The 21,637-nt window shown below is 70.4% G+C and carries 20 protein-coding genes; 8 read left to right on the forward strand and 12 right to left on the reverse strand.

Translation table 11 applies throughout. The features are described 5' to 3' along the window. Nucleotides 1-9: 9 nt before the first annotated feature. Together C5E06_RS07265 and C5E06_RS07270 are read right to left on the reverse strand one after the other, a co-directional pair. Entirely contained in the window at nt 10-1,713 is a 1,704-nt protein-coding gene (locus C5E06_RS07265; protein WP_104306456.1) for a BCCT family transporter, read from the reverse strand. A gap of 69 nt (nt 1,714-1,782) precedes the next feature. Next, complete coding sequence (locus tag C5E06_RS07270) at nt 1,783-2,727, reverse strand: flavin reductase (protein WP_104306457.1); 945 nt, start codon at nt 2,725-2,727, stop codon at nt 1,783-1,785. A 117-nt stretch (nt 2,728-2,844) separates the two neighbouring features. On the opposite strand from C5E06_RS07270, the gene C5E06_RS07275 reads away from it, so the two are divergent. Genes C5E06_RS07275 through C5E06_RS07305 form a run of 7 tightly spaced genes read left to right on the forward strand, consistent with a single transcriptional unit; the run spans nt 2,845 to nt 8,354 of the window. Then, entirely contained in the window at nt 2,845-3,552 is a 708-nt protein-coding gene (locus tag C5E06_RS07275; RefSeq protein ID WP_104240960.1) for a GntR family transcriptional regulator, read from the forward strand. Nucleotides 3,553-3,605: 53 nt separating this feature from the next. Continuing rightward, entirely contained in the window at nt 3,606-4,262 is a 657-nt protein-coding gene (locus tag C5E06_RS07280) for an amino acid synthesis family protein (protein WP_104240961.1), read from the forward strand. Then, nucleotides 4,259-4,810: an amino acid synthesis family protein gene (locus tag C5E06_RS07285; RefSeq protein ID WP_104240962.1), complete on the forward strand. Its 552-nt coding sequence runs from the start codon at nt 4,259-4,261 to the stop codon at nt 4,808-4,810. Before C5E06_RS07280 ends, C5E06_RS07285 begins: the two co-directional genes overlap by 4 nt. 12 nt (nt 4,811-4,822) lie before the next feature. Beyond that, the gene (locus C5E06_RS07290) at nt 4,823-5,596 is read left to right on the forward strand and encodes an alpha/beta fold hydrolase (RefSeq protein WP_258067554.1); all 774 of its coding nucleotides are present in this window, start codon (nt 4,823-4,825) and stop codon (nt 5,594-5,596) included. Then, on the forward strand, nt 5,589-7,070 hold the full coding sequence (locus C5E06_RS07295) for an aldehyde dehydrogenase (RefSeq protein ID WP_104240963.1): 1,482 nt from the start codon (nt 5,589-5,591) through the stop codon (nt 7,068-7,070). The genes C5E06_RS07290 and C5E06_RS07295 overlap by 8 nt, the downstream gene beginning before the upstream one ends. Nucleotides 7,071-7,076: 6 nt before the next feature. Continuing rightward, on the forward strand, nt 7,077-7,274 hold the full coding sequence (locus C5E06_RS07300) for a 2-hydroxymuconate tautomerase (protein WP_104306458.1): 198 nt from the start codon (nt 7,077-7,079) through the stop codon (nt 7,272-7,274). A 36-nt stretch (nt 7,275-7,310) separates the two neighbouring features. Continuing rightward, on the forward strand, nt 7,311-8,354 hold the full coding sequence (locus tag C5E06_RS07305; RefSeq protein WP_104240965.1) for an LLM class flavin-dependent oxidoreductase: 1,044 nt from the start codon (nt 7,311-7,313) through the stop codon (nt 8,352-8,354). Between the two features lie 27 nt (nt 8,355-8,381). Here C5E06_RS07305 and C5E06_RS07310 read toward each other — a convergent pair whose 3' ends face one another. From C5E06_RS07310 to C5E06_RS07325, 4 genes are all read right to left on the reverse strand, one after another. Continuing rightward, nucleotides 8,382-9,299, reverse strand: coding sequence for a DUF1295 domain-containing protein (locus C5E06_RS07310; RefSeq protein ID WP_104306459.1), 918 nt, complete (start codon nt 9,297-9,299; stop codon nt 8,382-8,384). A gap of 60 nt (nt 9,300-9,359) precedes the next feature. Continuing rightward, nucleotides 9,360-11,225 carry a long-chain fatty acid--CoA ligase gene (locus tag C5E06_RS07315; protein WP_104299563.1) on the reverse strand — a complete coding sequence of 622 codons (1,866 nt, stop codon included), beginning with the start codon at nt 11,223-11,225 and terminating at the stop codon, nt 9,360-9,362. Nucleotides 11,226-11,365: 140 nt separating this feature from the next. Beyond that, nucleotides 11,366-11,818: a DoxX family protein gene (locus C5E06_RS07320; RefSeq protein ID WP_104306460.1), complete on the reverse strand. Its 453-nt coding sequence runs from the start codon at nt 11,816-11,818 to the stop codon at nt 11,366-11,368. A 266-nt stretch (nt 11,819-12,084) separates the two neighbouring features. Next, complete coding sequence (locus C5E06_RS07325) at nt 12,085-12,738, reverse strand: pentapeptide repeat-containing protein (protein ID WP_181062911.1); 654 nt, start codon at nt 12,736-12,738, stop codon at nt 12,085-12,087. A 229-nt stretch (nt 12,739-12,967) separates the two neighbouring features. Here C5E06_RS07325 and C5E06_RS07330 point away from each other — a divergent pair, with 229 nt between their 5' ends. Then, on the forward strand, nt 12,968-13,438 hold the full coding sequence (locus C5E06_RS07330) for a hemerythrin domain-containing protein (protein WP_104240970.1): 471 nt from the start codon (nt 12,968-12,970) through the stop codon (nt 13,436-13,438). Between the two features lie 4 nt (nt 13,439-13,442). On the opposite strand, the gene C5E06_RS07335 is transcribed toward C5E06_RS07330, so the two are convergent. The 6 genes from C5E06_RS07335 to C5E06_RS07355 form a co-directional block, all read right to left on the reverse strand. Further along, a complete protein-coding gene (locus C5E06_RS07335) occupies nt 13,443-15,314 on the reverse strand; it encodes an ABC transporter ATP-binding protein (RefSeq protein ID WP_104306462.1) in 1,872 nt (623 codons plus the stop codon). Then, the gene (locus C5E06_RS07340; protein ID WP_181062912.1) at nt 15,311-17,089 is read right to left on the reverse strand and encodes an ABC transporter ATP-binding protein; all 1,779 of its coding nucleotides are present in this window, start codon (nt 17,087-17,089) and stop codon (nt 15,311-15,313) included. The genes C5E06_RS07335 and C5E06_RS07340 overlap by 4 nt, the downstream gene beginning before the upstream one ends. Before the next feature lie 198 nt (nt 17,090-17,287). After that, nucleotides 17,288-18,667 (reverse strand): glycosyltransferase family 2 protein, encoded by a 1,380-nt coding sequence (locus tag C5E06_RS07345; RefSeq protein WP_258067555.1) that lies wholly within the window; start codon nt 18,665-18,667, stop codon nt 17,288-17,290. Then, nucleotides 18,664-19,641, reverse strand: a complete 978-nt coding sequence (locus tag C5E06_RS19590; RefSeq protein WP_181059598.1) for a hypothetical protein — start codon at nt 19,639-19,641, stop codon at nt 18,664-18,666. Before C5E06_RS19590 ends, C5E06_RS07345 begins: the two co-directional genes overlap by 4 nt. Further along, the gene (locus C5E06_RS07350) at nt 19,638-20,552 is read right to left on the reverse strand and encodes a WcbI family polysaccharide biosynthesis putative acetyltransferase (RefSeq protein WP_104306465.1); all 915 of its coding nucleotides are present in this window, start codon (nt 20,550-20,552) and stop codon (nt 19,638-19,640) included. Before C5E06_RS07350 ends, C5E06_RS19590 begins: the two co-directional genes overlap by 4 nt. Nucleotides 20,553-20,604: 52 nt before the next feature. Further along, nucleotides 20,605-21,618: an epimerase gene (locus tag C5E06_RS07355; protein ID WP_104306466.1), complete on the reverse strand. Its 1,014-nt coding sequence runs from the start codon at nt 21,616-21,618 to the stop codon at nt 20,605-20,607. Nucleotides 21,619-21,637: the final 19 nt, after the last annotated feature.

Consider the following 21,637-nt stretch of genomic DNA (forward strand, 5'->3'; position numbering starts at 1 on the left):
GCGCGGGGGTCAGGGGCGCGGCGACTCGGGATTCGGCTTGCGCTTCGGGCCGTGCTCCGGCAGGCGCAGCACGCCCGTCCGGAGGTCCTCGCGGCGCACGTCCCTCGTGTAGTCGAAGTGCGGGTCCTCACGCAGCTGCAGGATGAGGGAGATGCCCAGCAGCGCGACGATGATCGTGAACGGCAGCGCCGAGAGCATCGCCGCCTGCTGGAGCGCCGCGAGTCCACCGGTGAGCAGCAGCAGGGATGCGCACAGGCCGGTGAGGAGGCCCCAGATCGCGAGGACCGGCTTGGCCGGTTCGAGCGCGCCTCTGGAGGAGAGCATGCTCAGCACGAACGTGTTCGCGTCGGCACCCGAGATGAAGAACAGCACGACGAGGACGATCGCGACGATCGACGTGATCTCCACGAGCGGCAGGTTCGAGAGCATCTCGAAGAACGCCGAGTTCACGTCGGCCGTGGCCGCGGTGCCGATGCTGCCGTCGCCGTCGAGGTCGAACTTGATGGCCGAGCCGCCGAAGATCGTGAACCAGCCGAAGAACACGAGGCTCGGCACGACCATGACGCCGAGGACGAACTGGCGGATGGTGCGGCCGCGCGAGATCTTCGCGAGGAAGACGCCGACGAACGCGCCCCAGCTGAGCCACCAGGCCATCATGAAGTACGTCCACCACTGCATCCACTGACCGTCGTCGGCCGTCAGCGGGGTCGTGAGGCTCATCTCGAAGAAGTTGCTCACGTAGGCGCCGGTCGAGCGCACGAAGAGGTTCGTGATGAAGTTCGTCGGCCCCACGAAGAAGACGAAGATGCCGAGGGCCACCGAGGCGAGCATCGTGATCTGCGAGATGTACTTGATGCCGCGGTTCACGCCAGACAGCGCGGAGAGCGTGAAGATGACCGTGATGACGGCGATCACGAGGATCTGGATGAAGGTCTCCGTCGGCAGCCCCATGACGCGGTTGAGGCCCTCCGTGATCTGCGAGGCGCCCAGCCCGAGGGACGTCGTGGTGCCGAACAGGGTCGCGATGATCGCGAAGATGTCGATGACGTTGCCGAGCCACCCGTCGACGCGGTCGCCGAAGATGGGGCGCAGCATGGGGGAGACGAGCCCCGTGTTGCCCTTGCGGTGCGTGGAGTAGGCGATCGCGACGCCGAAGACGCCGAAGACGGCCCAGGCGTGGGGGCCCCAGTCGAAGTAGGAGAACTGCATGGCGACGACGGCGGCCTCGACGGTGCCGGACTCGGCGAGTCCGTGCGGGGGCGTGACGAAGTGGGAGATGGGCTCGGCGACGCCGTAGCTGATGAGGCCGACGCCCATGACGGCCGAGAGGATCATGGCGAGCCAGGCCCACGTGCTGAACTCGGGCCGGTCGCTGTCAGCACCGAGGCGGATGCGCCCGAACCGGCTGCAGGCGAGGTACACGAGCAGGCCGATGCAGCCGATCGTCACGAGGAGGTACGACCAGCCCACGGTCGCCGAGGCCCAGGTGATCGCGGCCGTCATGGATCCGTTGAGCGTGTCTGGCGAGATCGCCGCCCACGAGACGAACGCCAGGATCAGGCCGATCGATACCCAGAAGACGACGCCGGGACGGTGACGCAGCGCGTCGGCCGCGGCCTGGGCGCGACTCGGGCCGGACGTCGGCTCGAGCCCGTGACCATCGAGTGCGTCGTCATCATGCAGCTCGGGCTTCGGAGGATGGTGAAGAGTCATGGTGTTGCTCCACTTCGGAGGAGGCAGGCCCGGGAGGGCGGAACGGTCATCGCGGTTGTGATGACCTGGTCAGAGCTCTGAGAGCCCTCGTCCATCGAAGAACTTGCCGGCCTTGTACAGAATGGGCGCGTCGTCGGTGGTCGTCGCGTGGTGCACGCGGCCGATGAAGATGGTGTGCGTGAGCGCCTGGAAGCGCTCCTTGATCTCGACCTCGATGGAGGCGGAGGAGCCGTCGATCAGCGGGCTGCCCTCTGGCCCCTCGTGCCAGGTGATGTCAGCGAACTTGTCCGGGGACTTGGAGGCGAAGGTCGCGAGCACGTGCTGCTGCTCGCTCGAGAGGATGTTGATGCCGAGGTGCGTGGACCTGAAGAGCGAGGGGTACGTGGACGACGACTTCTGCACGCACACGAGCACGAGCGGCGGGTCGAGCGACACCGAGGAGTAGGCGCTGACGGCGAGTCCGCGCGGGCGGCCCTCCTCGTCCTTCGTCGTGACGACGGTGACGCCGGAGATGAACTGCTTGTTGAACGCCTTGAGCATCTCGCGCGGGGGAGCTGCGGACTCGTCGGCGTAGTCGGCGTCGGCATCCTCGAACGCCGAGTGCAGGGAGGGGAGGCCGAGGTGGGTGAGCAGCTCGGCGGAGTCCCAGGTCACGCGCTCGGAAGAGACGCGTCCGTCCCGCAGGGTGCCGTAATTGGATCCGTTCGTGACGACGCGCTTGCCCGTCGGGGGGACAGTGCCGAGCGGCTGGCTGAACGTGCCGTCTGAGGTCCAGAAGACGGCGAGCGCGTCATCCTCGACCAGGACCTGGTCGATGCGCGTGACGAGGTCCGGGAACGCGGCGCGCACCTCGGTGACCTCCTGCTTGAACTCGTCGAGTGCGGACACCCGACCCGATCTTGTGCTCTCGCGCCGATAATCCGTGGTCACGAGGGCTTCGAACGCACCGAAGTCACCCCGATCCCAGACGTCGGACCATGCAGCTGCGACAGCATCTTTGATGTTTGCTTGCATGCAACGGAGCGTAACCCTGGGTTCATGCATGCGTCAACGCTTGGTTGTAAACGTTGTGTTTCCTGAGAAAAATCGGAATCGTTGACAATTCTGCGGCATGCCAGCTAGCGTTCTTGTATGCAACAGATCACGCCGTTGGGTCTCAGTGATGAGGCGTACGCAGACCTCCCTCTCCTCGAGCGACTCCGCCGTCTCGTGACGAGCGGCACGTACCCACCCGGCGACCCGATGCCGGAGCTCGTGCTCGCGCAGGAGTTCGGCGTGAGCCGCACCCCCATCCGCGAGGCGCTCAAGCAGCTGGAGAACGAGGGCCTCGTCGAGATCCGTCCCCGCGTCGGGACGTTCGTGCGAACACCCACCCGGCGGGAGATCGTCGAGCTGTTCCAGCTCAAGGAATCGCTGGAAGGGCTCGCCGCGAACCTGCTCGCCCGCCGCGGCCCCACCTCGGAGGTCGCCGCCCTCTCGCGCAACCTCGACGAGAGCGACGCCGCCGCCAAGGCCGGCGACACGGCCGAGTACGCCCGCCTCGTGCACGAGTTCCACTGGACCATCGTGCTCGGCGCCGACAACGCGAAGCTCGCTGAGCACTACGAGCGCCTCATGAACCAGCTCGCCTACCACCGCATCGTGCTGCGCACGATCGAGCGCCCCGGCCGTCTGCTCGCCTCCAACCACGAGCACCGCGCGGTTGTGCGCTCGATCGTGGAGAAGGATGCGATCGGCGCCGAGTTCGCCATGCGAACGCACGTCGAGGCGTCGAGCCGCGCAGCGCTCGCGCCGGCAGATCACGGCAACCCGGCCGACAGCGAGTCGATCACCGCCTGAGTCGCCGACGCCCATCCGGGCACACCAGACGTTCGAGGAGACCAGGAGCCACCATGACCACCACCGCCACAGCGACCGAGCGTCGCGGCGAGACGCTGCGCGAGCGCGCCGTCGCCCTCGGCGTGCGAAAGATCTCGACTGCCTACGAGGACATCATCTCGGACGGAGGCGTCGACGCCCCGACCGCGATCCGGCAGGCGAGTGCCGTCGCCGTCGTCCGCAACCCGTGGGTCGGGGCCGGACCCATCGCCGACCTCACGGAGGCCACGTCCGAGATCGCCCCCATCGTCGCCAAGCTCCTCAGCGACCGCCTCCTGGAGGCGCTCGGCGGGGCCGCGAACGTCGAAGCGTTCGGGAAGGCCGCCGTCGTCGGCGTCGACGGCGAGATCGAGCACGCCGGCGCGCTCATCCACACCCCCTACTTCGGCAACCTGCTCCGCGAGTTCCTCGAGGGCACCTCGATCATCTGCTTCTCGGACACGAGAGCCGAGGCCGGCGGCGACCTGCGAGTGCCGCTCTGGCATAAGACCGCCGCGGCAACGCGCAGCCACTACCAGTCGCTCGACGTGCACCTCGCGGATGCGCCGCACCGCGACGAGATCGCGGTCATCGCGGTCGCGTCGTCCGGCCCCCGCCCTCATCCCCGGATCGGAGACCGCACGACCGACGTGAAGGTCACCTCCGACATCCTGAAAGGAATCGCAGCATGAAGGTTCGCAGAGTCATCACCATCGTCGACGAGACGCTCATCGAGGGCGGCCGCACGGTCTCGCCCGCGGCGAGGACCGCGGTCGTTGCCGCCATCATCGAGAACCCGTGGGCCGGCCAGGGGTTCGTCGAGGACCTGAGCGCCGGCATCGACGCCGTCGCATCCGAGCTCGGAGCGCTGCTCGCCCCCCGCGTCATGGAGGCGCTCGGAGCACCGCTCGAGGCATACGGCAAGGCCGCGATCATCGGGTTGAACGGCGAGGTCGAGCACGGCTCGGCGCTCATCCACACGCTCAAGTTCGGCGACCACTTCCGGAAGGCGGCGAACGCGAGCACCCTGCTGCCCGCAGTCGAGAAGCGCGGGCCGGCCGGTGTCGCGTTCGACATCCCGCTCAAGCACTTCACCGACGCGACGATCCGCTCGCACCATCAGTCGTTCGAGGTGCGGATCGCGGATGCGCCGCACCCGGACGAGATCCTCGTCGCCCTGGCCGGGGCTGCCCAGGGGCGCCCGCAGCAGCGACTCGCGGCGCTCTCGACCGAGCTGTAGCGGGGCGCCGACGTGAGCTCGACGCCGACACGCACGCCCATCGTGCTGCTGCACGGGGTGGGGCTCGATCGGACCATGTGGGGCCGCGTCGAGGAGCTGCTCGACCGGCCGACGATCGCCCTCGACCTGCCGGGTCATGGAGCCCAGCCGCGGCTGCGCGGGGCGATGTCGCTCGCCGAGTTCGCGGCCGATGTCGCCGAGCGGCTTCCGAGCGGGCCGGTCCACCTCGTGGGCTTCTCGCTCGGGGCGCTCGTCGCCCAGCGAATCGCGAGCCACTCGAACCACCGAGTCCGGTCGCTCGTCTGCGTCAGCTCCGTGTGCCAGCGGACCCCGGAGGAGCGCGACGCCGTGCTCGCCCGGCTCGCCTCTGCACGGACCGACTTCGCAGCTACCGTCGAGCGCTCGCTCGAACGCTGGTACTCGGGAAGCGACGTCGCTCCCGAGACGGTCGACGCGACGAGGCGCGTGCTCGAAGCCAACGACGTCGAGTCGTTCGGGCACGCCTACGAGATCTTCGCGACGGGTGACCGGCAGATCGAAGCTGATCTGGCGTCCATCTCCGTCCCGACCCTCGCCATCACGGGGGAGCTCGACCCCGGCTCGACGCCCGACATGAGCCGCAGGCTCGCGGCCGCCATCCCGGATGCCCGGTCGCGCATCGTCGCCGGCGTGCGGCACATGCTTCCCGTCGAAGCGCCCGAGGCCTTCGCCGCGGAGCTCGCGGAGCACATCGAAGACACGGAACTCGCCAACTCCAGGCACCACGAAGGAGCACACCATGACTGACCGCTACGGACATTTCATCGACGGGGGCTGGCGCGATCCCGCCGGCGGCGCCTACTTCGAGAGCATCAACCCCGCGACCCTCGAGGTGCTGTACGAGGCGGCGAGGGGCGACGCCGCCGACGTCGAGCTGGCGGTCTCCGCGGCCAGCCGGGCGTTCGAGGCGCCGAGCTGGAGTGGCCTCACCGCGACGCAGCGGGGGAAGCTGCTGCGCCGCCTCGGCGACCTGGTTGCCGAGAACGCCGACGAGCTCGCCCGACTGGAGAGCCTCGACAACGGCAAGCTCCTGCGCGAGATGCGCGGCCAGCTCGCGTCACTGCCCGAGTACCTCTACTACTACGGCGGGCTCGCCGACAAGATCCAGGGCTCGCAGATCCCCACCAGCAACCTGCAGATCCTCAACTACACGCAGCACGAGCCGCTCGGCGTGGTCGGCGCGATCACGCCGTGGAACTCCCCGCTGACGCTCACGACCTCGAAGCTCGCGCCTGCGCTGGCAGCCGGCAACACCGTCGTCATCAAGCCGAGCGAGTACACCTCGCGCACGGTGCTCCGCTTCGCGCAGCTCGCGAGCGAGGCCGGGTTCCCCGACGGCGTCGTCAACGTCGTCACGGGTCTCGGCGCCGAGGCAGGCGCGGCGCTCGTCGAGAGCCCCCTCATCGCGAAGATCTCCTTCACGGGGTCGACGCGCACGGGCTCGGCCATCGCGGCGAGCGCGGCGGCGCGGTTCATCGGATGCACGCTCGAATTGGGCGGGAAGAGCCCGAACATCGTGTTCGACGACGCGAACATCGAGAACGCGGCGATGGGGGTCATCGCGGGGATCTACGCCGCGGCGGGCCAGACCTGCATCGCCGGGAGCCGCGTCTTCGCGCATCGCTCCGTCTACGACGAGCTGCTCGAGCGCGTCTCCGCTCGCGCGAAGTCCATCGTCATCGGCGACCCCCTCGACGATGCGACCGAGCTGGGCCCACTCGCCTTCAGCGACCAGCTCGAGAAGGTCAGATCGTATGTCGGCATCGGCGTCGACGAGGGCGCGACCCTCTACGCCGGAGGCGGCCGCCCCGACGTGCAGCTCCCCGGCTACTACTTCGAGCCCACCGTGCTGACCGACGTCACCAACAGCATGCGCGTCGTCCGCGAGGAGATCTTCGGGCCCGTCGCCGCCATCATGCCCTTCGACACGGAGGACGAGGTCGTCGGGCTGGCCAACGACACCGAGTTCGGCCTCGCGGCCGGCGTGTGGACGCAGAACCTCGCCCGCGCCCATCGCCTCTCGCGTCGCCTCGACGCCGGCACCATCTGGGTCAACACCTACCGCGCCATGTCGCCCATGTCGCCGAGGCAGGGCTTCAAGAACTCCGGCGTCGGCATCGAGCACGGCATCGAGTCCATGCACGAGTACACCCGCCTCAAGAGCGTGTGGATCAACACCGACGAATCGCCCGTCGCCGACCCGTTCGTGATGCGGGGGTAGGGCCGCATGCCACTCATCGACATCTCCATCGCCAAGGGGCGCACCCCGGAGCAGCTCAGGGCCCTCATCGACGGCGTGCACCGCGTCGCAGAGGAGACCGTGGGCGCCGCATCCGAGAACATCACGGTCGTCATCCGCGAGATCGAGCACGAGCACTGGTCTCGCGGGAACACCACCATCGCGGAACGCGCCAGCCGTCGCTGACGGCAGCAGCACCTCCACTCTCGAAAGGACACGACAATGCGTTTCTCTCTGTTCATCCACATGGAGCGCTGGGACGACTCCGTCAGCACCGAGCAGCTCTTCGCCGAGCTCGTCGAGCTCACGCTCCTGGCGGAGAAGGCCGGCTTCAGCACGGTGTGGATCGGCGAGCACCACTCAATGGAGTACACGATCTCGCCGAGCCCCATGCCGCAGCTCGCGTACCTCGCCGCGGTCACCACGAAGATCCGCCTCGGCGCAGGCACGATCATCGCCCCCTTCTGGAACCCGCTCCGGGTGGCCGGAGAGACGGCCCTGCTCGACGTCATCAGCGGCGGGCGCGCCGAGGTTGGACTGGCGCGCGGCGCGTACCAGTTCGAGTTCGACCGCCTCGCGGGCGGCATGCCGGGCAAGGAGGGCGGTAAGCACCTGCGCGAGCTGATCCCAGCCGTGCGCGAGCTCTGGCAGGGCGACTACGCCCACGACGGCGAGGTCTGGCAGTTCCCCGTCTCCACGAGCGTCCCGAAGCCCGTGCAGCAGCCGACTCCGCCGATGTGGGTCGCGGCCCGCGACCCCGACACGCACGACTTCGCGGTCGCCAACGGCTGCAACGTCATGGTGACGCCGCTCATGAAGGGCGACGAGGAGGTCGCCGACCTCGTGACCAAGTTCGAGACGGCGGTGTCGAACCATCCCGAGGTCGCACGCCCCGAGATCATGGTGCTGCGCCACACCTACGTGCACGAGGAGAGCGACCCAGACGGCTGGCGACCGGCCGCAGAGGGGGTCAACAAGTTCTACCGCACCTTCGACGCCTGGTTCGGCAACACGACCGACCCCGTCGACGGGTTCCTCGAGCCGAGCCCGGAGGCGAAGTTCTCCGAGCGACCCGAGTTCACGCCCGAGTCACTGCACAAGACCGCCATGATCGGCACGCCGGACGAGGTCATCGCCCGCCTGCGCGAGTACGAGTCGCTCGGGGTCGACGAGTTCAGCTTCTGGAGCGACAACTCCCTCTCCCACGAGCAGAAGAAGCGCTCGCTCGAGCTGTTCATCGAGCACGTCGTACCCGCCTTCCAGTAGCTCGGGGCTCACGCGCCCCGGCCGAGGTCAGGGGCGCGTGAGCTTCAGCAGGAGCACGGGCGTCTTCGCCTTGTACTCCTCGTAGTCGGCGTCGCCGCCCCACTTCTTGTCGGCCTTGGCCTCGAGCAGCGGCACTCCGCTGACCTTCGAGAGCAGCAGCACGACGAAGACCGGCGAGATGAGCGCGATCCACTGCCAGCCGACCAGGACGGGGACGGCGACGATGGCGACGCCGACCCAGAGCAGGATCTCGCCGAAGTAGTTGGGGTGGCGCGAACGCGACCAGAGGCCCGTGCGGATGAACCGACCCTTGTTCGCCGGGTCGGCCTTGAACGCGTTCTTCTGCAGGTCGGCGACGACCTCGATGACGAACCCGGCTACCCAGATGACGATGCCGACGATGCCGAGCCAGCCGATGGGCTCGCGCTCCGCGGTGCCCCCGGCGATCGCAATCCACGCTGCGGCGGCCGTGAGGCTCACCCAGAGGCCCTGCATGATCCAGACCCGCAGGAACCGCAGCTTGTCGCCCTTGATGTCGTCGAAGCGATCGTCGGAGCCCGAGCGGTGGATGCGCGCGAAGAGGAACGAGCCGAGCCGCAATGCCCACAGGATCACCATGGCTCCGAGGATCCAGGAGCGAGCATCCGGTGCCGGTGCCGCGATGAGCAGGCCGATGGTGACGACGATGAACGTCGCGCTTCCCGTGAGGTCGAAGAACCGCTCGGTCTTCGCCGCCGCCGAGGGCAGGTAGACGAGCACCTGGATGAGGAACGCGGCCGCGACGGCCCACGCGTAGAGCGGGAACCCGGCCAGCTCCGCCCCGCCCTGGCTGCCGGCGAGCGCGACGAGCGCGCCGATCAGCACGGCGATGGCGATCGTGATGATCGTCGCCCGGTTCTTGCTTCCCGCGGTGCTCGTGCCGCCTGGGGTGATGTCGCTCGTCATGCTGCTGCCTCTCGAGGCGCTGTGCGCCAGGGGGAATGGGGTGATCAGGAAGAGTGGTGATCAGGAAGAGTAGAGGGCGTCGACGACGTCCGTGCTGCGCTGCAGCACCGCTGCGCGCTTGAGCTTGAGCGTCGGCGTCACGAAGGTCGGATCGTCGAGGTCCGTCGCGATGAGCGTGAAGCGTCGCACCTGCTCGCTGCGGGCGACGAGCTCGTTGGCGCGGTCGACGGCGCGCTGGACGTGCTCGCGCGCCTTCGCATCCACCACCGTCAGGAGCTCGTGCTGCTCTGGCCTCGGGTGCGCGCTCGCTGCGACCTCGGCGGAGAACTCGGCGAGTGCCACTGGGTCGAGGATGATGAGCGCCGAGAGGTAGTTGCGTCCCTCGCCGATCATGACGGCGTGCGAGACGAGGGAATCCGACTCGACGGAGGACTCCCACCGCATGGGAACGATGGTCTTGCCGTTCGAGGTGACGATGACGTCCTTCAGACGGCCCTCGAGGACAACCCGGCCCTGCTCGTCGAGGCGGCCGAGGTCGCCGGTGCGGAAGAAGCCGTCGACGAACGCGTCCTGGTTGTGCTCGGGGTTGCGGTAGCCGCTGAAGACGCCGATACCGCGGGCCAGGATCTCCCCGTCGTCGCTGATGCGGACCGTGGAGCCGGGCAGCGGCCGACCCACCGTTCCCGAGCGGATGTCGCTCGGGAGGTTGCCGGTCAGGGGCGCCGTCGTCTCGGTGAGGCCGTAGCCCTCGATGACGGGCACGCCGATGCCGCCGAAGAAGAGGGAGAGCTCGGCGTCGAGGGTGGCGCCTCCGGAGAGGATGTGGGTGACGCGGCCGCCCATGACCTGCCGCAGTCGGCGGTAGAAGACCGAGTCGAAGAGGCGGTGCCGGATGCGCAGGCCAAGCGGGGCGCGTGCGGCCGGAGCTCTCGTCTCGAGGAACTCACCCCACTGGACGGCGGTGCTCTGCGCCGACGCCCAGACCTTGGCGAGCCCGCTCGCGGCGGCCTTGGCACCGGCTGCGGCCTGGATCTTCTGCAGGACGCGGGGCACGACGACGAGGAACGTCGGCTTCAGCTGCCCGAGGGTGCCGACGACGGCGGTCGGGTCGGCGAGGTGGGCGATGCGCATGCCGCTCGCGAGGCAGATGAGCTGCAGTCCGCGGGCGAGCACGTGGGCGAGGGGCAGGAAGATGATGGTGTTGCCCGCGGGATGCACGACCTCGCCGTAGGCAGCTGCGATGTTGAGGACCTGGCCGAGGAAGTTCTCGTGCGTGAGCACGGCCCCCTTGGGCTCTCCCGTGGTGCCGGAGGTGTAGACGATCGTCGCGGGGGAGTCGGGGGTGGCGAGCAGGCGGCGCTCCTCGAGGGCCTCGTCGGCGACGCCGAGCCCGAGGGCGGCGAGGCGCTCGAGGTCGCGATGCTCGCCGGGGCCGTCGGCCGCATCCATCGACCAGACGCCGAGCGCGTCGGATCCGCGCGCATCGAGTGGCGTCGTGAGCAGTCCCACGTGGTGGGCGCTGCCGCCGACCGCGAGCACCACCTTGGCGTCGTGGATGATGGCCGAGACCTGGGTGGGTGCCGAGGTCTCGTAGATCGGCACGACGACGCCGCCGGCGAACCACACAGCGAGGTCTGCGACGGCCCACTCGTAACGGGTGGGCGCCATGATGGCGATCGCGTCGCCGGGGCGCACGCCGATGGCGAGCAGCCCCTTGGCGACGGCTCGCACGGTCTCCGTGAACTCGCTCGTCGATACGTTGCGCCACGGAGCACTCGGATCGGTGGGGTCGCTCGGCACCTCGAACGCCGCGTGGTCCGGGGCGATCTCGGCACGTCGGGCGAGCAGATCGGTGACGTTGCGGTACCCGCCGGGGGCTCCGATGACGTCGGGGCCCACGAGGAGGGGAGTCGAGGATTCCAGCACTGCAGCCGCCTTTCGCGCGCCGGGCTGTCTCGCCCGTGTACGAAGGATTCGGAGCAGGGGAAGCCGGTGGATTGGACCGTATCGTGTCTTCGGCTTCGGGAGCTATCGACCCGCCAGATTTTTGCTAGCCAGGTTAGCTATTACGCCGTCTGGGTGACTGCGTGGCGCTCAGCGCTGGCGGTGCGAGCGCTGCGCGGTCGACGCAGGAGGGCGTCGACGGCCCACCGTCCGCCTCCCGTGAGGACAAGCGCGATGCCGAGGAGTGCCAGGACGAGCACGAACTCGTAGCCGCCGTCCTGCGCGAAGAAGCCGGCCGTGAAGTGCACCGTGAACATGGCACCGAGCGAGACGATCGCGAGCAGGGCTGCGGCGACGCGAGTGAAGAGGCCCGCGATGAGCAGCGCCCCCGCACCGATCTCCACGAAGGGGAGGGCGACGCCGGCCACGTCGGCGAGCGGGACGCCGAGGCCACCGAGCATCTCCTGGACCCCGCCGATTCCCGTGGTCGTGAGCTTCTGGACTCCGTGGAGCAGCATGGTCGCGCCGAGCGCGATACGGAGGATGAGCAGAGCGGCATTCGCTGAGGTTGACATGCGCTCGACGCTAGGAAGCGAGGCAAGCGGGAACCTGAGAAGCGCGGGTCGGGGGCGACGCCGAGCTGTCCGGGTGCGCCCCGGGTGTTCCAGCTCGTCCGCGACGCGAGCTTCACCGACGCGTGTGCCGTGGCGCGCGAGGGCGTGCCTGGTGGAAAGCCGGGCGGGTGAACTGCTCTTCAGGCCGAACCCGTCTGTATGACTTTGCTATGACTCAGAGCTCCCCAGCCCTGGCCGGGCGTGCCTGCCCGGCGTGGTCGCCGGGGTCAGCCGGCGAGCGGCTCGATCCTCGTGCCGCTCTCGATCGTCGTGCCGTTCTCGGTCGCTTTGCCGAACTTCGGTGCCTCGCCGACGAACGTGCATCCGCGGAACGTCGTGGCTGCGTTGAACTTGGCTCCGGTGAAGCTGCAGTCGATGAACCGCGTGTTCGTGAACTCGGCGCCGGAGAGCTCGGCGCCATCGAAGGCGCAGTTCGAGAAGACCGTGCCGGGGACGGCGCGAAGGCGTCGCAGCTTCGCGTCGCGGAACGTGCAGTCGGAGACCTCCGGCCCGATGGAGGCCTGCGGGATGCTCGCGCCCGTGAAGGCGCAGGCCCGCAGTGAGCCCTCGAGTCGGGTGTGCGCCGTCAGCTTGGCGCCGTCGAAGTGGCAGTGCGTGAGGGTGCTGTTGCTGATGCTGAGTCCGCCGACGAGTCCGCTGGCGTCGACGTTCGAGAGCTCGAGGTGCGCGATGGCGATGCCGAGACTGCCGGCCTGCAGCTCGCGGAGGTCCGTGGCTCCAGCGGACGCGTCGTGCCAGCTGGGGGTGAGCCGATGCGGGCCGGGCACGACGCTCGAGAGGCGCGAGAGCTGGGTGCGCAGCGACGAGAGCTCCGCGGAGGTCCAGCGTTCGCGGAGGGTCTTGCGTTCGGCGGCGCTCATGCCCTCGAGCGTAGCGGGCCGGGCCCATGGGGCTGAGCAGAGGGTATCGGGCAGACGTGGGGTAGGAGCCTCGGGCAGGCGCGGGTCGCCTTCGCCTTCGTCTTCGCTATCCTGTTCGCAGCGTCGCGTGCCGCTGGCAGTTCGTGTCAGGCATGGAGGCGCCGAATCGAAGGAGAACGGCGATGATGTCGTCACCCCCTTCGCCCTCGTGTGACTGAGGGCGAACCTGATGAGTGCGAACGAGAAAGCCAGGCTCATTGCCTGGAGCAGCGAGCTGAGGGACGTGCACGCGCGTCTGCGCGCCGCCCTGCGAGTCACCAGGGAAGCGGTCGAGAACGGTGATCCGGCAGAGCCGGCGGCGAGGGACCTGTTGCTGTACTGCCACGGTTTCTGCTCGGCGCTCGATGGGCACCATCGTGGCGAGGACCGCGAGCTGTTCCCGGCGATCGCGGCGGCGCATCCCGAGCTGCGTGACACGTTGCGGTACCTGCAGCAGGACCATTCGATGATCGCGCACCTCCTCTCGGGGCTGCAGTCGTCCGTGGACGCGGGTGCGTCGCCCCGTGTGCTCGACCGCCACCTCGAGGGCATCGCGGCGATCATGGAGTCGCACTTCCGCTACGAAGAGCGGCAGTTGCTCGAGGTGCTCGAGACGCTGGCGTTCGACGCCGATCCCTCTGCCGTGCTCGGGCCCCTGTAGTGCGTCAGTCGCGGTGCCTCTCGGTGTCGGTCGTGCCGCTGGGCTCGGCCCGCTGCTCGCGGGGCGCGCGGGATCGGTGCGACGACCAGGCGGCCCACAGCTCACGGTAGGGGCCCTCGGAATCGAGCAGCTCGTCGTGCGTTCCGTCCTCCACGATGCGGCCGTGCTCCATGACGAGCACCCGTTCGGCGCTGCTCGCCTGCGTCAGGTGGTGGGCGACGGTGACGACCGTCCGCCCCGCGAGGGCTCGCCGTGCCGCGGCCTCGAGGGCGCGTGCGTCGGTCGTGTCGGCGTCGGCCGTCGCCTCGTCGAGGATGACGATGGAGGCGCGGGTCACGAGCGCACGAGCGAGGGCGAGCCGGTGCGCATCCGTGGCCGTGAGCTCGGCGTTGCCCTCGCCGATGAGCGTCTCGAGGCCGTCGGCGAACGTGTGCCGCCATCGTGGCCCCGCGACCGATTCGAGGGCTTCGTGCAGCTCCGAGTCACTTGCGTTCTCGCGCGCCATGAGGAGGTTGTGGCGGAGGGTTCCCGAGAAGACGTGCACGTCCTGGCTCACCATCACGACCCGTCGCGCCCGCTCGTTCTCCTCCATGAGCGCCGGGTCGAGACCGGCGACGTCGACACGCCCTTCGCGCACGTGGAGGAGCCCCATCAGCACGCGCGCGAGGGTGCTCTTGCCTGCGCCGGACGAGCCGACGATCGCGACGCGCTGGCCTGCCGGGATGCGCAGCTCGTCGATCCAGAGGACCGCCGGGCGGCCAGGGTATGCGGCGACGACACCGCGCAGCTCCACATCGGGGGTGGCTGGTTCCCCGGCGACGGCGGCGGCGATCGCGGCCCCTGCCGCGGAGGCGGGCGCGGAGAGCCCGGCCCGTGCCGGAGCGAGCTGGATGACGCCGGCGACGCGGGCGAGCGAGGCGCCCGCCGACTGCAGGTCGTCGACGAGCATGAGCAGCGCGATGAAGGGCCCGAAGAGGGCTTGGAAGAGGAGCGCCGCGGTCGTGACCTCACCGATCGTCGCCGAACCGCTGAAGGCGAGCCAGGCGCCGACGAGGAGGACCGATGCCAGGCCGACGGCCTCGGCCATGTTCATGCGGAACCCGAAGCGGCTCTGCACGATGCGGGTGCGCAGCGACCAGCGCAGCACGTTCCAGGAGCGCGTGCGGATGCGCTCGGTGATGGCCTTGCCCCACCCGAAGGCGTGCACGGTGGGGAGGGCCTGGATGGCGGAGACCATCTCGCGGGAGCGCGCCGCGACGGCGACCCGCTCGGCGGCGTAGAGGCGTGGCGCCTTCCGCAGGTAGCGCCACAAGGCGAAGGCGTGCACGGGCACGACGGTGAGCATGGCGAGCAGGAACAGGGGGTTGAGGACGGCGAGGCCGATGCCCGTCGCGATGACCGCGAGGCCCGCCGAGACGACGGCAGGCACGGCGCCCGTGGTCACCTCGCCGACGGTGTCGACGTCGTCGGTGGCCCGGGAGACGAGCTCGCCGTCGGCGATCTCGTCGACGAGGACGGGCGGCAGGGAGAGCGCGGCGGAGACGAAGTCCTCGCGGAGGCGGGCGAGCGCCGTCTCCAGGACCGCGGCGAGCGCCATCGAGCCGAGGGCGCCGAGGGCCGCGCTGCCCGCGATCCCGGCGATGAGCAGGAGCGCGACGTCGAGGAGGCTGTGGTCGACGCCCGTGACGGCGTCGACGAGGCGCCCCAGCCCCGTGGGCACGAGCAGTGCTGCGCCCGCGGCGGCCCCGAGCAGGGCGATCGAGAGCACGAGCATCCACGGGCGAAGGGTGAGCAGATGCCAGGCGAGCCTGGCTGCGCGCTTGCCGCTCGCGATCGGCAGCGTCGTGGGCTTGGCCGACGAGTGCACGCCCGTCATGCGACCGCCTCCGCGTAGCGGGGGTCCGTCGACATCAGTTCGTCGTGGGTTCCCTCTGCCGCGATGCTGCCGTCGCGGAGCACGAGCACGCGGTCGGTCCTGACGAGGAGCTGCGGGTTGGAGCAGACCACGACGGTCGCGCGCTGGGCCGTTGCCGTGCGCATCCGCTCGCCGATGTGCTGCTCGGTGACGGCGTCGATGGATCCGGTCGGCTCGTGCAGCACGAGGACGGGGGCCGGGGCGGCGAGGGCCCTGGCGAGGGCGAGCCGCTGGCGCTGGCCGCCGGAGAGGGTGCGCCCCGCACCGCCGAGTGGGGTGCGGATGCCGTTCGGCAGCTGCTCGAGCACGTCCTCGAAGGCGGCGGCCGCGAGCGCGTCGTCGGGCGATCGTCGCGCGCCGGCGACCCCGGTCACGCCGACGACGTTCGCCGCGACGGTGCCCGGAACGGTGTGGGCGGCGTGGGGCGCCGCGGTCACGAGCTCGTGGAGGCGTTCGGCGTCGACTTCCGCGAGCGGGAGCCCGTCGACCGTGATGGTGCCGAGGGGCGGGTGGATGCGCCCGCCGAGCAGTCCGACGAGCTCGGCGGCGTCGTGGGCGTCGGCGACGACGCCGATGATCTCGCCCCGCTCGACCGTGAAGCTCACCTCGCGGAGGTGCGCGCCGGTGAGGCCGGAGACCGCGAGTGCCGGGGTCAGGCCCACAGGGACCGGGCGCGCTGCGGTCGGGCGTTCGCGGGCCGACGCGCCGCCTGAGGTCTCCGCACTCGGGTCGACGGCTGGTCCGTCGCCTTCGCGCGGCTCCCGCGCATAGGGGGCCTGGAGCAGGGAGAGCACGCGCTTCGCGGAGGCGCCGGCTCGCGCCCACACGGCACCCACGTTGACGGCGAGCGCTTCCATGGGGCCCATGACGACCTGGACGACGCCGACGACGGTGATGAGCTGCCCGACCGTGATGCTGCCCTGGGCGGCGAGGGCCGCGGCGATGAGGCCGATCGCGACGACGAAGATCCCCGTCGCGGTGCTCGAGACGCCCACGAACCACGCCTCGGCTCGCCTCGTGGCGATCGCCGCGACGCGCGCCCGCTGGCTCGCCTCCGCATAGCTGCGGGCGGCCCGGCCCGTCGCCCCGAGTGCTGTGAGGGTGCGGAACCCCGCGATGGCGTTGGCGGCGAGCGACGCGGAGTCGGCAGTGAGCCGCTGCTGGTCTTCGGCCCGCGCGCGCAGGTGCCTGCCGAAGCGGTCGAGCAGCAGGAGGAAGAGGGGGCCGCCGACGATCACGGCGACCCCGAGCGGCCAGGCGATGCTGATGAGCACGGCGCCGGCGGCGATGACGGCGGCGAGCTCGGCGACGGGGTGCACGAAGAGGAGACCCCCGAACGCGACCCGCTGCACGTCGGACCCGCCGACGCCGAGCAGCTCACCCGTGGGCCGCTGCCGGTCGCCGAATCCGCGGGGGTCGAGGCTCCGCTCGCTCACCCGCATCCGCAGCTCGTGGTGTGCTCGCTGGATGCCGTTCACGAGGAAGTAGACGCCGGTCCGGTACGACCAGGCCAGCAGCACGAAGACGGCGACGAGCACCGCGACCCACACCGCGAGCTGGGGTACGTCCCGGTCGACGATGCCTCGGTCGATGACGAGGCCCACCACGACCGGCACCGCCACCTCGCAGAGCTGGTGCGACACGAAGAGGGCCGTCGCCGGGGCGAGCCAGCGCTTGACGCTCATCGCGGTCTGCACGATGAGGCGCCTCGGCCCGGTCGTCTGCGCTGCTGCCACGCGGTGGCCTCCTGCTTGGTGCGGTCGACGTGCTTCGGATGTGCGGGAACTGAGCCGCGAGACGCCTCGGGTTAGTGCGACCTTGCTATTTTTCCCTAGTTTCGAGCATTCCGCGCCCATGTCGCTCGTGTGCGGCATTCTCGTGTGCGGCATTCACGTGCGCGGCGTTCACCGGTGCGGCATCCACGTGCGGGGCGTTCAGTCGAGGGAGAGCCATCCGCCGAGATGGGCGGCGACGCTGACGTCGCCGGGCAGGGCCCGGACCGTGGCGTCGGGCCGCTGCTCGGTGCGCCACGCGGCGGCCGCACCCCAGCGCTCGGTGCGACGGAGCGCGCGCTCCGACCTCACGACGACGTGCTCGCCGAGGCGGACCGCCCCGAGGTCGGAGATGCCGACCTCGGACACGGCGCGCTGCAGGGTACCTGCCTCGGGTCGATCGAAGCGCACGGCGGCGTCGATCTCGATGCGGACTCGCCCGCGAGGGAGGGCGCGCGAGGCTGGGACCACCCTCGTGTCCGAACCGAAGACCCGGTGGTGCTCGTCCGGGACGACGACGCTCGCGTGGGGGAGGTGCTCGAGGAGGCTGTCCACGCAGACGAAGGCGGCGCCCGCGCTCGGCGCAGCGGCCAGTACGGCGATGACGTCGGGGGCCGCCGTGCGGAGTGCGCGGGGTCGAGAGCCGTCGACGCCGATCTTCCGTGAGAGCAGCAGGGTCTCGTCGTTCTTGTGCACCTGGCTATCTGCGTCGGCGGCGGTCCTTCCCGCCCAGTCCGGGCCGTCGTGCCACGCCACGGCGGCCGGCTCGTAGGCGAGCACCGCCCCGGCGAGCCAGGCTCGGTGGGCCCACTCCCAGTCTTCGCCGCCGTAGCCGAGGAAGTCCTCGTCGAAGCCACCCGTCTGGTCGAAGAACCAGCGGGTGCAGGAGAAGACGGCGCCGATGACGAACCGGTAGGAGCGGTCGTCGGCATCGAGCAGCCTGCGCGAATCACGGTAGGCGTCGGCGAGCCAGGCGGGTTCCTCGAGTTCGTGCTCGGGCCCGGCGGCCTCGATCGCAGCGTCTGTGTCGATGCCGGCGAAGTCCGCGTGCTTGCGGTGCCCCGCGACGACAGCCTCCGGGAGGAGGGACGGGAGCGCCGCCATCCGCGACACGTACTCGGGCTCCGGTGCGGTGTCGGCGTCGAGGAAGCACAGCACGTCGCCCGTCGCGGCGCGCGCGCCGAGGTTCCTCGCGGCACCGGCCCGGAAGCCGAGGTCTTCTTGGACGAGGAGGCGCACCCCCGGTGGCACACGTGGCGCCGCTCGCGACCCGTCATCGACGACGATGACCTCGAGCAGCTCGGCCGGATGCGTCTGCCGCGCGAGGGCGGCGAGGGTGCGGTCGAGCTCCGACTGCTGCTCGAAGTGCACGACGATGACCGAGACGCTTCGCGGTTCGGGGTTCCCGGCACGTGCATCAGCGCCAGCGCCAGCGCCACCGCCACCGTCATTGCTGGAGCCAGCGTCAGCGAGGGCGAGGTCCCAGCGGTTGCCGGGCACCGAGCGGCCGAACGGGGGCAGCTCGGATGCGCTTGCGCTCACAGCGCCGCCCACCAGCTGAGGTAGGCGCGGGCGATCTCCTCGATGCTCGGGGAGGTCGACGTGGTCTCGTCGAGCCACGTCGACTCGGGCTCGCGGAGCGCACCTCGCAGCGCCTCGGCGAGCTGGCCATCCCGGACGAGCAGCATGGTCTTCGGGCGGATGGTGTCCATCTCGCGGAAGTAGTCGGAGTCGACCGTGAGCGGCCTGCGGCCTGCGGACAGCCAGTCGGTGAGGGAGCCGGAGGCCGACACGTGCTGGTGCGCGATGATCGGCACGGCGACGGCCCGGCTGCGCGCGAGGCGATCCTCGGGGGAGAGGAACCCGGTGCTCGTGAACTCGACGCCCAGCTCGGCCGCGTACCTGCCGAGGTCGACGAGCTCCTGCTCGTGCCCGGCGGACGCGCATCCGAGGGCCACGACGCGCGGACGATCGGAGGCCGGGATGGTGGCGACGGCCTCGACGACCTCGAGGTGCCCCTTGCCCGGGTAGTAGAAGCCGAGCACGGCGATCTCGTCGCTCGGCTGCCAGTCGGCGGGGCGGGGCTGCGGTGGCTGCGCCGGGAGCGGCACGACGTGCACCTCCACGCGGCGGCCGAGGGCGAGCTCGAGGAGTCGCTGCTCGTGGGCGCTGTTGCAGACGGTGCCGGCCGCGGCCGCCACGACCCTGCGGTAGCAGTCGGTGCGACGGGGGAAGCCGCGTTCACCGTCGGAGGGCTGTGGGACGTCGTGGAGGGTGACGCTCACGGGTCCGCGCGCGGCGAGGCGCTCGAACCGCTCGGCGGCGCGTTCGGGGGTGCTGCCCCAGAGGCGGTCGGTGAAGTGGACGTGCGCGAGCTGCGAGGAGTCGAGCCCGTGCGCACTGCGGTATGTGACGGCGGAGTCGAGCTTCGCGACGGCTGTCGCGACGGCGCGCGCGTATTGGTCGACGCCGTGGGTCTCGTCGTCGCGGTGGAGGAGCAGGGGCGTGGTGCTCACGCGGCCCTCAGCGCTTCCAACGTCGCCCCGTGCCTGGCGAGCCCCGCCGCGACGGCGTCCGGGTGCTCCCGGTACCAGGCGAGGTGGGCATCGCGAATGCGGTCGGCCGGGATGGCCTTGCCTTCGACGGTCCACGACTCGGTCGCGACGTCCTCGAGCCCCCACGTGTCGATGACGGACTGCTCGCGGGGTGCGTGGATGGAGTTCAGGATCTCGCGGTCGAGGGTGATGGCCACCTCCGGGAGGCCGAGGCGATCGCGCACGCGGCTCGCGGTCTCGAGCCAGATGGGGTTGCCGGGGTGGTTGATCGTGCGCGCCTGCGCGAACGTGGGGTGCCGGAAGAGCTCGGAGACCGTCACGGTGCCGTGGTGCTCCTCGCGGGTGCGCAGCTGGGCGATCGACTCGGCGGCGACGGCCGCGACCGCGTTCCGCGAGGCGGACACGGGGAGCGCATCCACCCCCGCCGCCTCGGCCAGGATGCGGAGGTCGTGGTACGGCACGAGGGGTGGCACCAGCGAGGTGTCGGACGGTGGGCGGATGATCGCCTGGAAGGGGTAGAGGCCAGCGAACCGGATGACGGGGAACAGGGCCATGCGCGCGTCGCTCGGCAGCTGTGCTGCGAGCTGTCGAGTGCCGACGGGCAGCCCGCGGTAGTCGTCGCGCACGGGCTGGGAGACGAGGAAGCTCGCGCGGCCGAGCCAGGCTTCGAGGTACGGGAGGTCGGTGGCCTCGAGCTCGTGCACCGGCGGCGTGCGCACGAAGCGGACGTCGTCGCCGAGCGCGAGACGGAGCGATTCTGCTTGGCAGTTGCCGATGGCGAGCCCGACGGGGCGGTCGTCCTCGGAAACGGGGCCGTTCTCGGGTGCGAAGAACTCCGCGAGGTGCGCGAGGCGTGCGGTGGCGTGCGTCATCGAGGGGAGCGTTCTCCGAACCTGCCGAGGTGGGTGGGGGTGGGGGTGCGGCTCAGCCTAGCTCCCGGGCGACCTGCCGCAGCGTGGGGTTGAGTTCGGGGTGCACAAAGTGGTAGCCGGCCTCCGTGAGGCGCTCGGGCAGCACCCACCGGCTCTTCAGGATGAGCTCGGGCTCGGTGCGCAGCACGGCCATCGCGGGCTCGAGCATCCACCGCCAGGACGGCATGCCGAAGGGGGCCCGCACGGCGCGGCGGATGCCCGCCATGAGGGTGCGGTTGTCGCTCGGGTTCGGGCTGGACACGTTCACGACGCCGTCGAGCTCCGCTCGGTCGAGGAGGAAGCGGACGGCCCCGACGACATCGTCGACATGCACCCAGCTGAACTTCTGGCGGCCTCTCGTGCGGTACTGCGGGGCGCGTCCGTCGCCGCTCGGCGCGCTGCCGATGCCCCGGTAGCGACGGTGGTTCGGCGCCCAGCCGTCGATGTTGGGCCCGCCGAGGCCGATGCGGGCAAGCGTGAAGAGCTTGCTCGCGGCGGGGCCGTCGCCGAGCACGATCGCCATGCGGAGCGCGACCCGACGAGTGCCGGGCAGCTCGCCCTCGAAGAACGCGTGCTCCCAGCTGCGGGCGACGTCGACGGAGAAGCCCTGCCCTAGCTCGCCCGTCGACTCCGTGTTCGGCCGGTCGGTGGCATGGCGGTAGATGGTGGCCGTCGACGCGTTGAACCAGACGCGCGGAGGGGCGGCCGCGGTCTCGACGGCGACCCGCAGTGCGCTCGTCGTCTCGACCCGCGAGCGCAGGATCTCGTTCCTGTTGGCCTCGGTGTAGCGGCAGTTCACGGACTTGCCGGCGAGGTTGATGAGCACCTCGGCGCCGTCGATCGCCCGCTGGATCGCCGCGGGGTCGCCCCAGCGCACCGACTCGTGTCTGCCGATGCGCGTGATCTCCCAGCCGTCGCGCTCGAAATCGGCGGCGAGGGCTCGGCCCACGAACCCGCTTGCCCCGGCGATGACGACGCGGCGTCGGCTGGGGACGGGGGACTGCTCGGCGTGGTTCTTCGGTTCCATGTGGCCGAGTGTAGTACTT

Source organism: Pseudoclavibacter sp. RFBI5, from assembly GCF_002931395.1.
GTDB lineage: Bacteria > Actinomycetota > Actinomycetes > Actinomycetales > Microbacteriaceae > Pseudoclavibacter.

Bases quoted from the DNA above. Each gene is read 5' to 3' on its own strand.
- C5E06_RS07325 (WP_181062911.1), bottom strand. From the start codon at position 12,738: ATGAGCGCCGCCGAACGCAAGACCCTCCGCGAACGCTGGACCTCCGCG.
- C5E06_RS07270 (WP_104306457.1), bottom strand. From the start codon at position 2,727: ATGCAAGCAAACATCAAAGATGCTGTCGCAGCTGCATGGTCCGACGTC.
- C5E06_RS07310 (WP_104306459.1), bottom strand. From the start codon at position 9,299: ATGACGAGCGACATCACCCCAGGCGGCACGAGCACCGCGGGAAGCAAG.
- C5E06_RS07295 (WP_104240963.1), top strand. From the start codon at position 5,589: ATGACTGACCGCTACGGACATTTCATCGACGGGGGCTGGCGCGATCCC.
- C5E06_RS07285 (WP_104240962.1), top strand. From the start codon at position 4,259: ATGAAGGTTCGCAGAGTCATCACCATCGTCGACGAGACGCTCATCGAG.
- C5E06_RS07320 (WP_104306460.1), bottom strand. From the start codon at position 11,818: ATGTCAACCTCAGCGAATGCCGCTCTGCTCATCCTCCGTATCGCGCTC.
- C5E06_RS07355 (WP_104306466.1), bottom strand. From the start codon at position 21,618: ATGGAACCGAAGAACCACGCCGAGCAGTCCCCCGTCCCCAGCCGACGC.
- C5E06_RS07330 (WP_104240970.1), top strand. From the start codon at position 12,968: ATGAGTGCGAACGAGAAAGCCAGGCTCATTGCCTGGAGCAGCGAGCTG.
- C5E06_RS07265 (WP_104306456.1), bottom strand. From the start codon at position 1,713: ATGACTCTTCACCATCCTCCGAAGCCCGAGCTGCATGATGACGACGCA.
- C5E06_RS07350 (WP_104306465.1), bottom strand. From the start codon at position 20,552: ATGACGCACGCCACCGCACGCCTCGCGCACCTCGCGGAGTTCTTCGCA.
- C5E06_RS07305 (WP_104240965.1), top strand. From the start codon at position 7,311: ATGCGTTTCTCTCTGTTCATCCACATGGAGCGCTGGGACGACTCCGTC.
- C5E06_RS07275 (WP_104240960.1), top strand. From the start codon at position 2,845: ATGCAACAGATCACGCCGTTGGGTCTCAGTGATGAGGCGTACGCAGAC.
- C5E06_RS07300 (WP_104306458.1), top strand. From the start codon at position 7,077: ATGCCACTCATCGACATCTCCATCGCCAAGGGGCGCACCCCGGAGCAG.
- C5E06_RS07280 (WP_104240961.1), top strand. From the start codon at position 3,606: ATGACCACCACCGCCACAGCGACCGAGCGTCGCGGCGAGACGCTGCGC.
- C5E06_RS07335 (WP_104306462.1), bottom strand. From the start codon at position 15,314: ATGACGGGCGTGCACTCGTCGGCCAAGCCCACGACGCTGCCGATCGCG.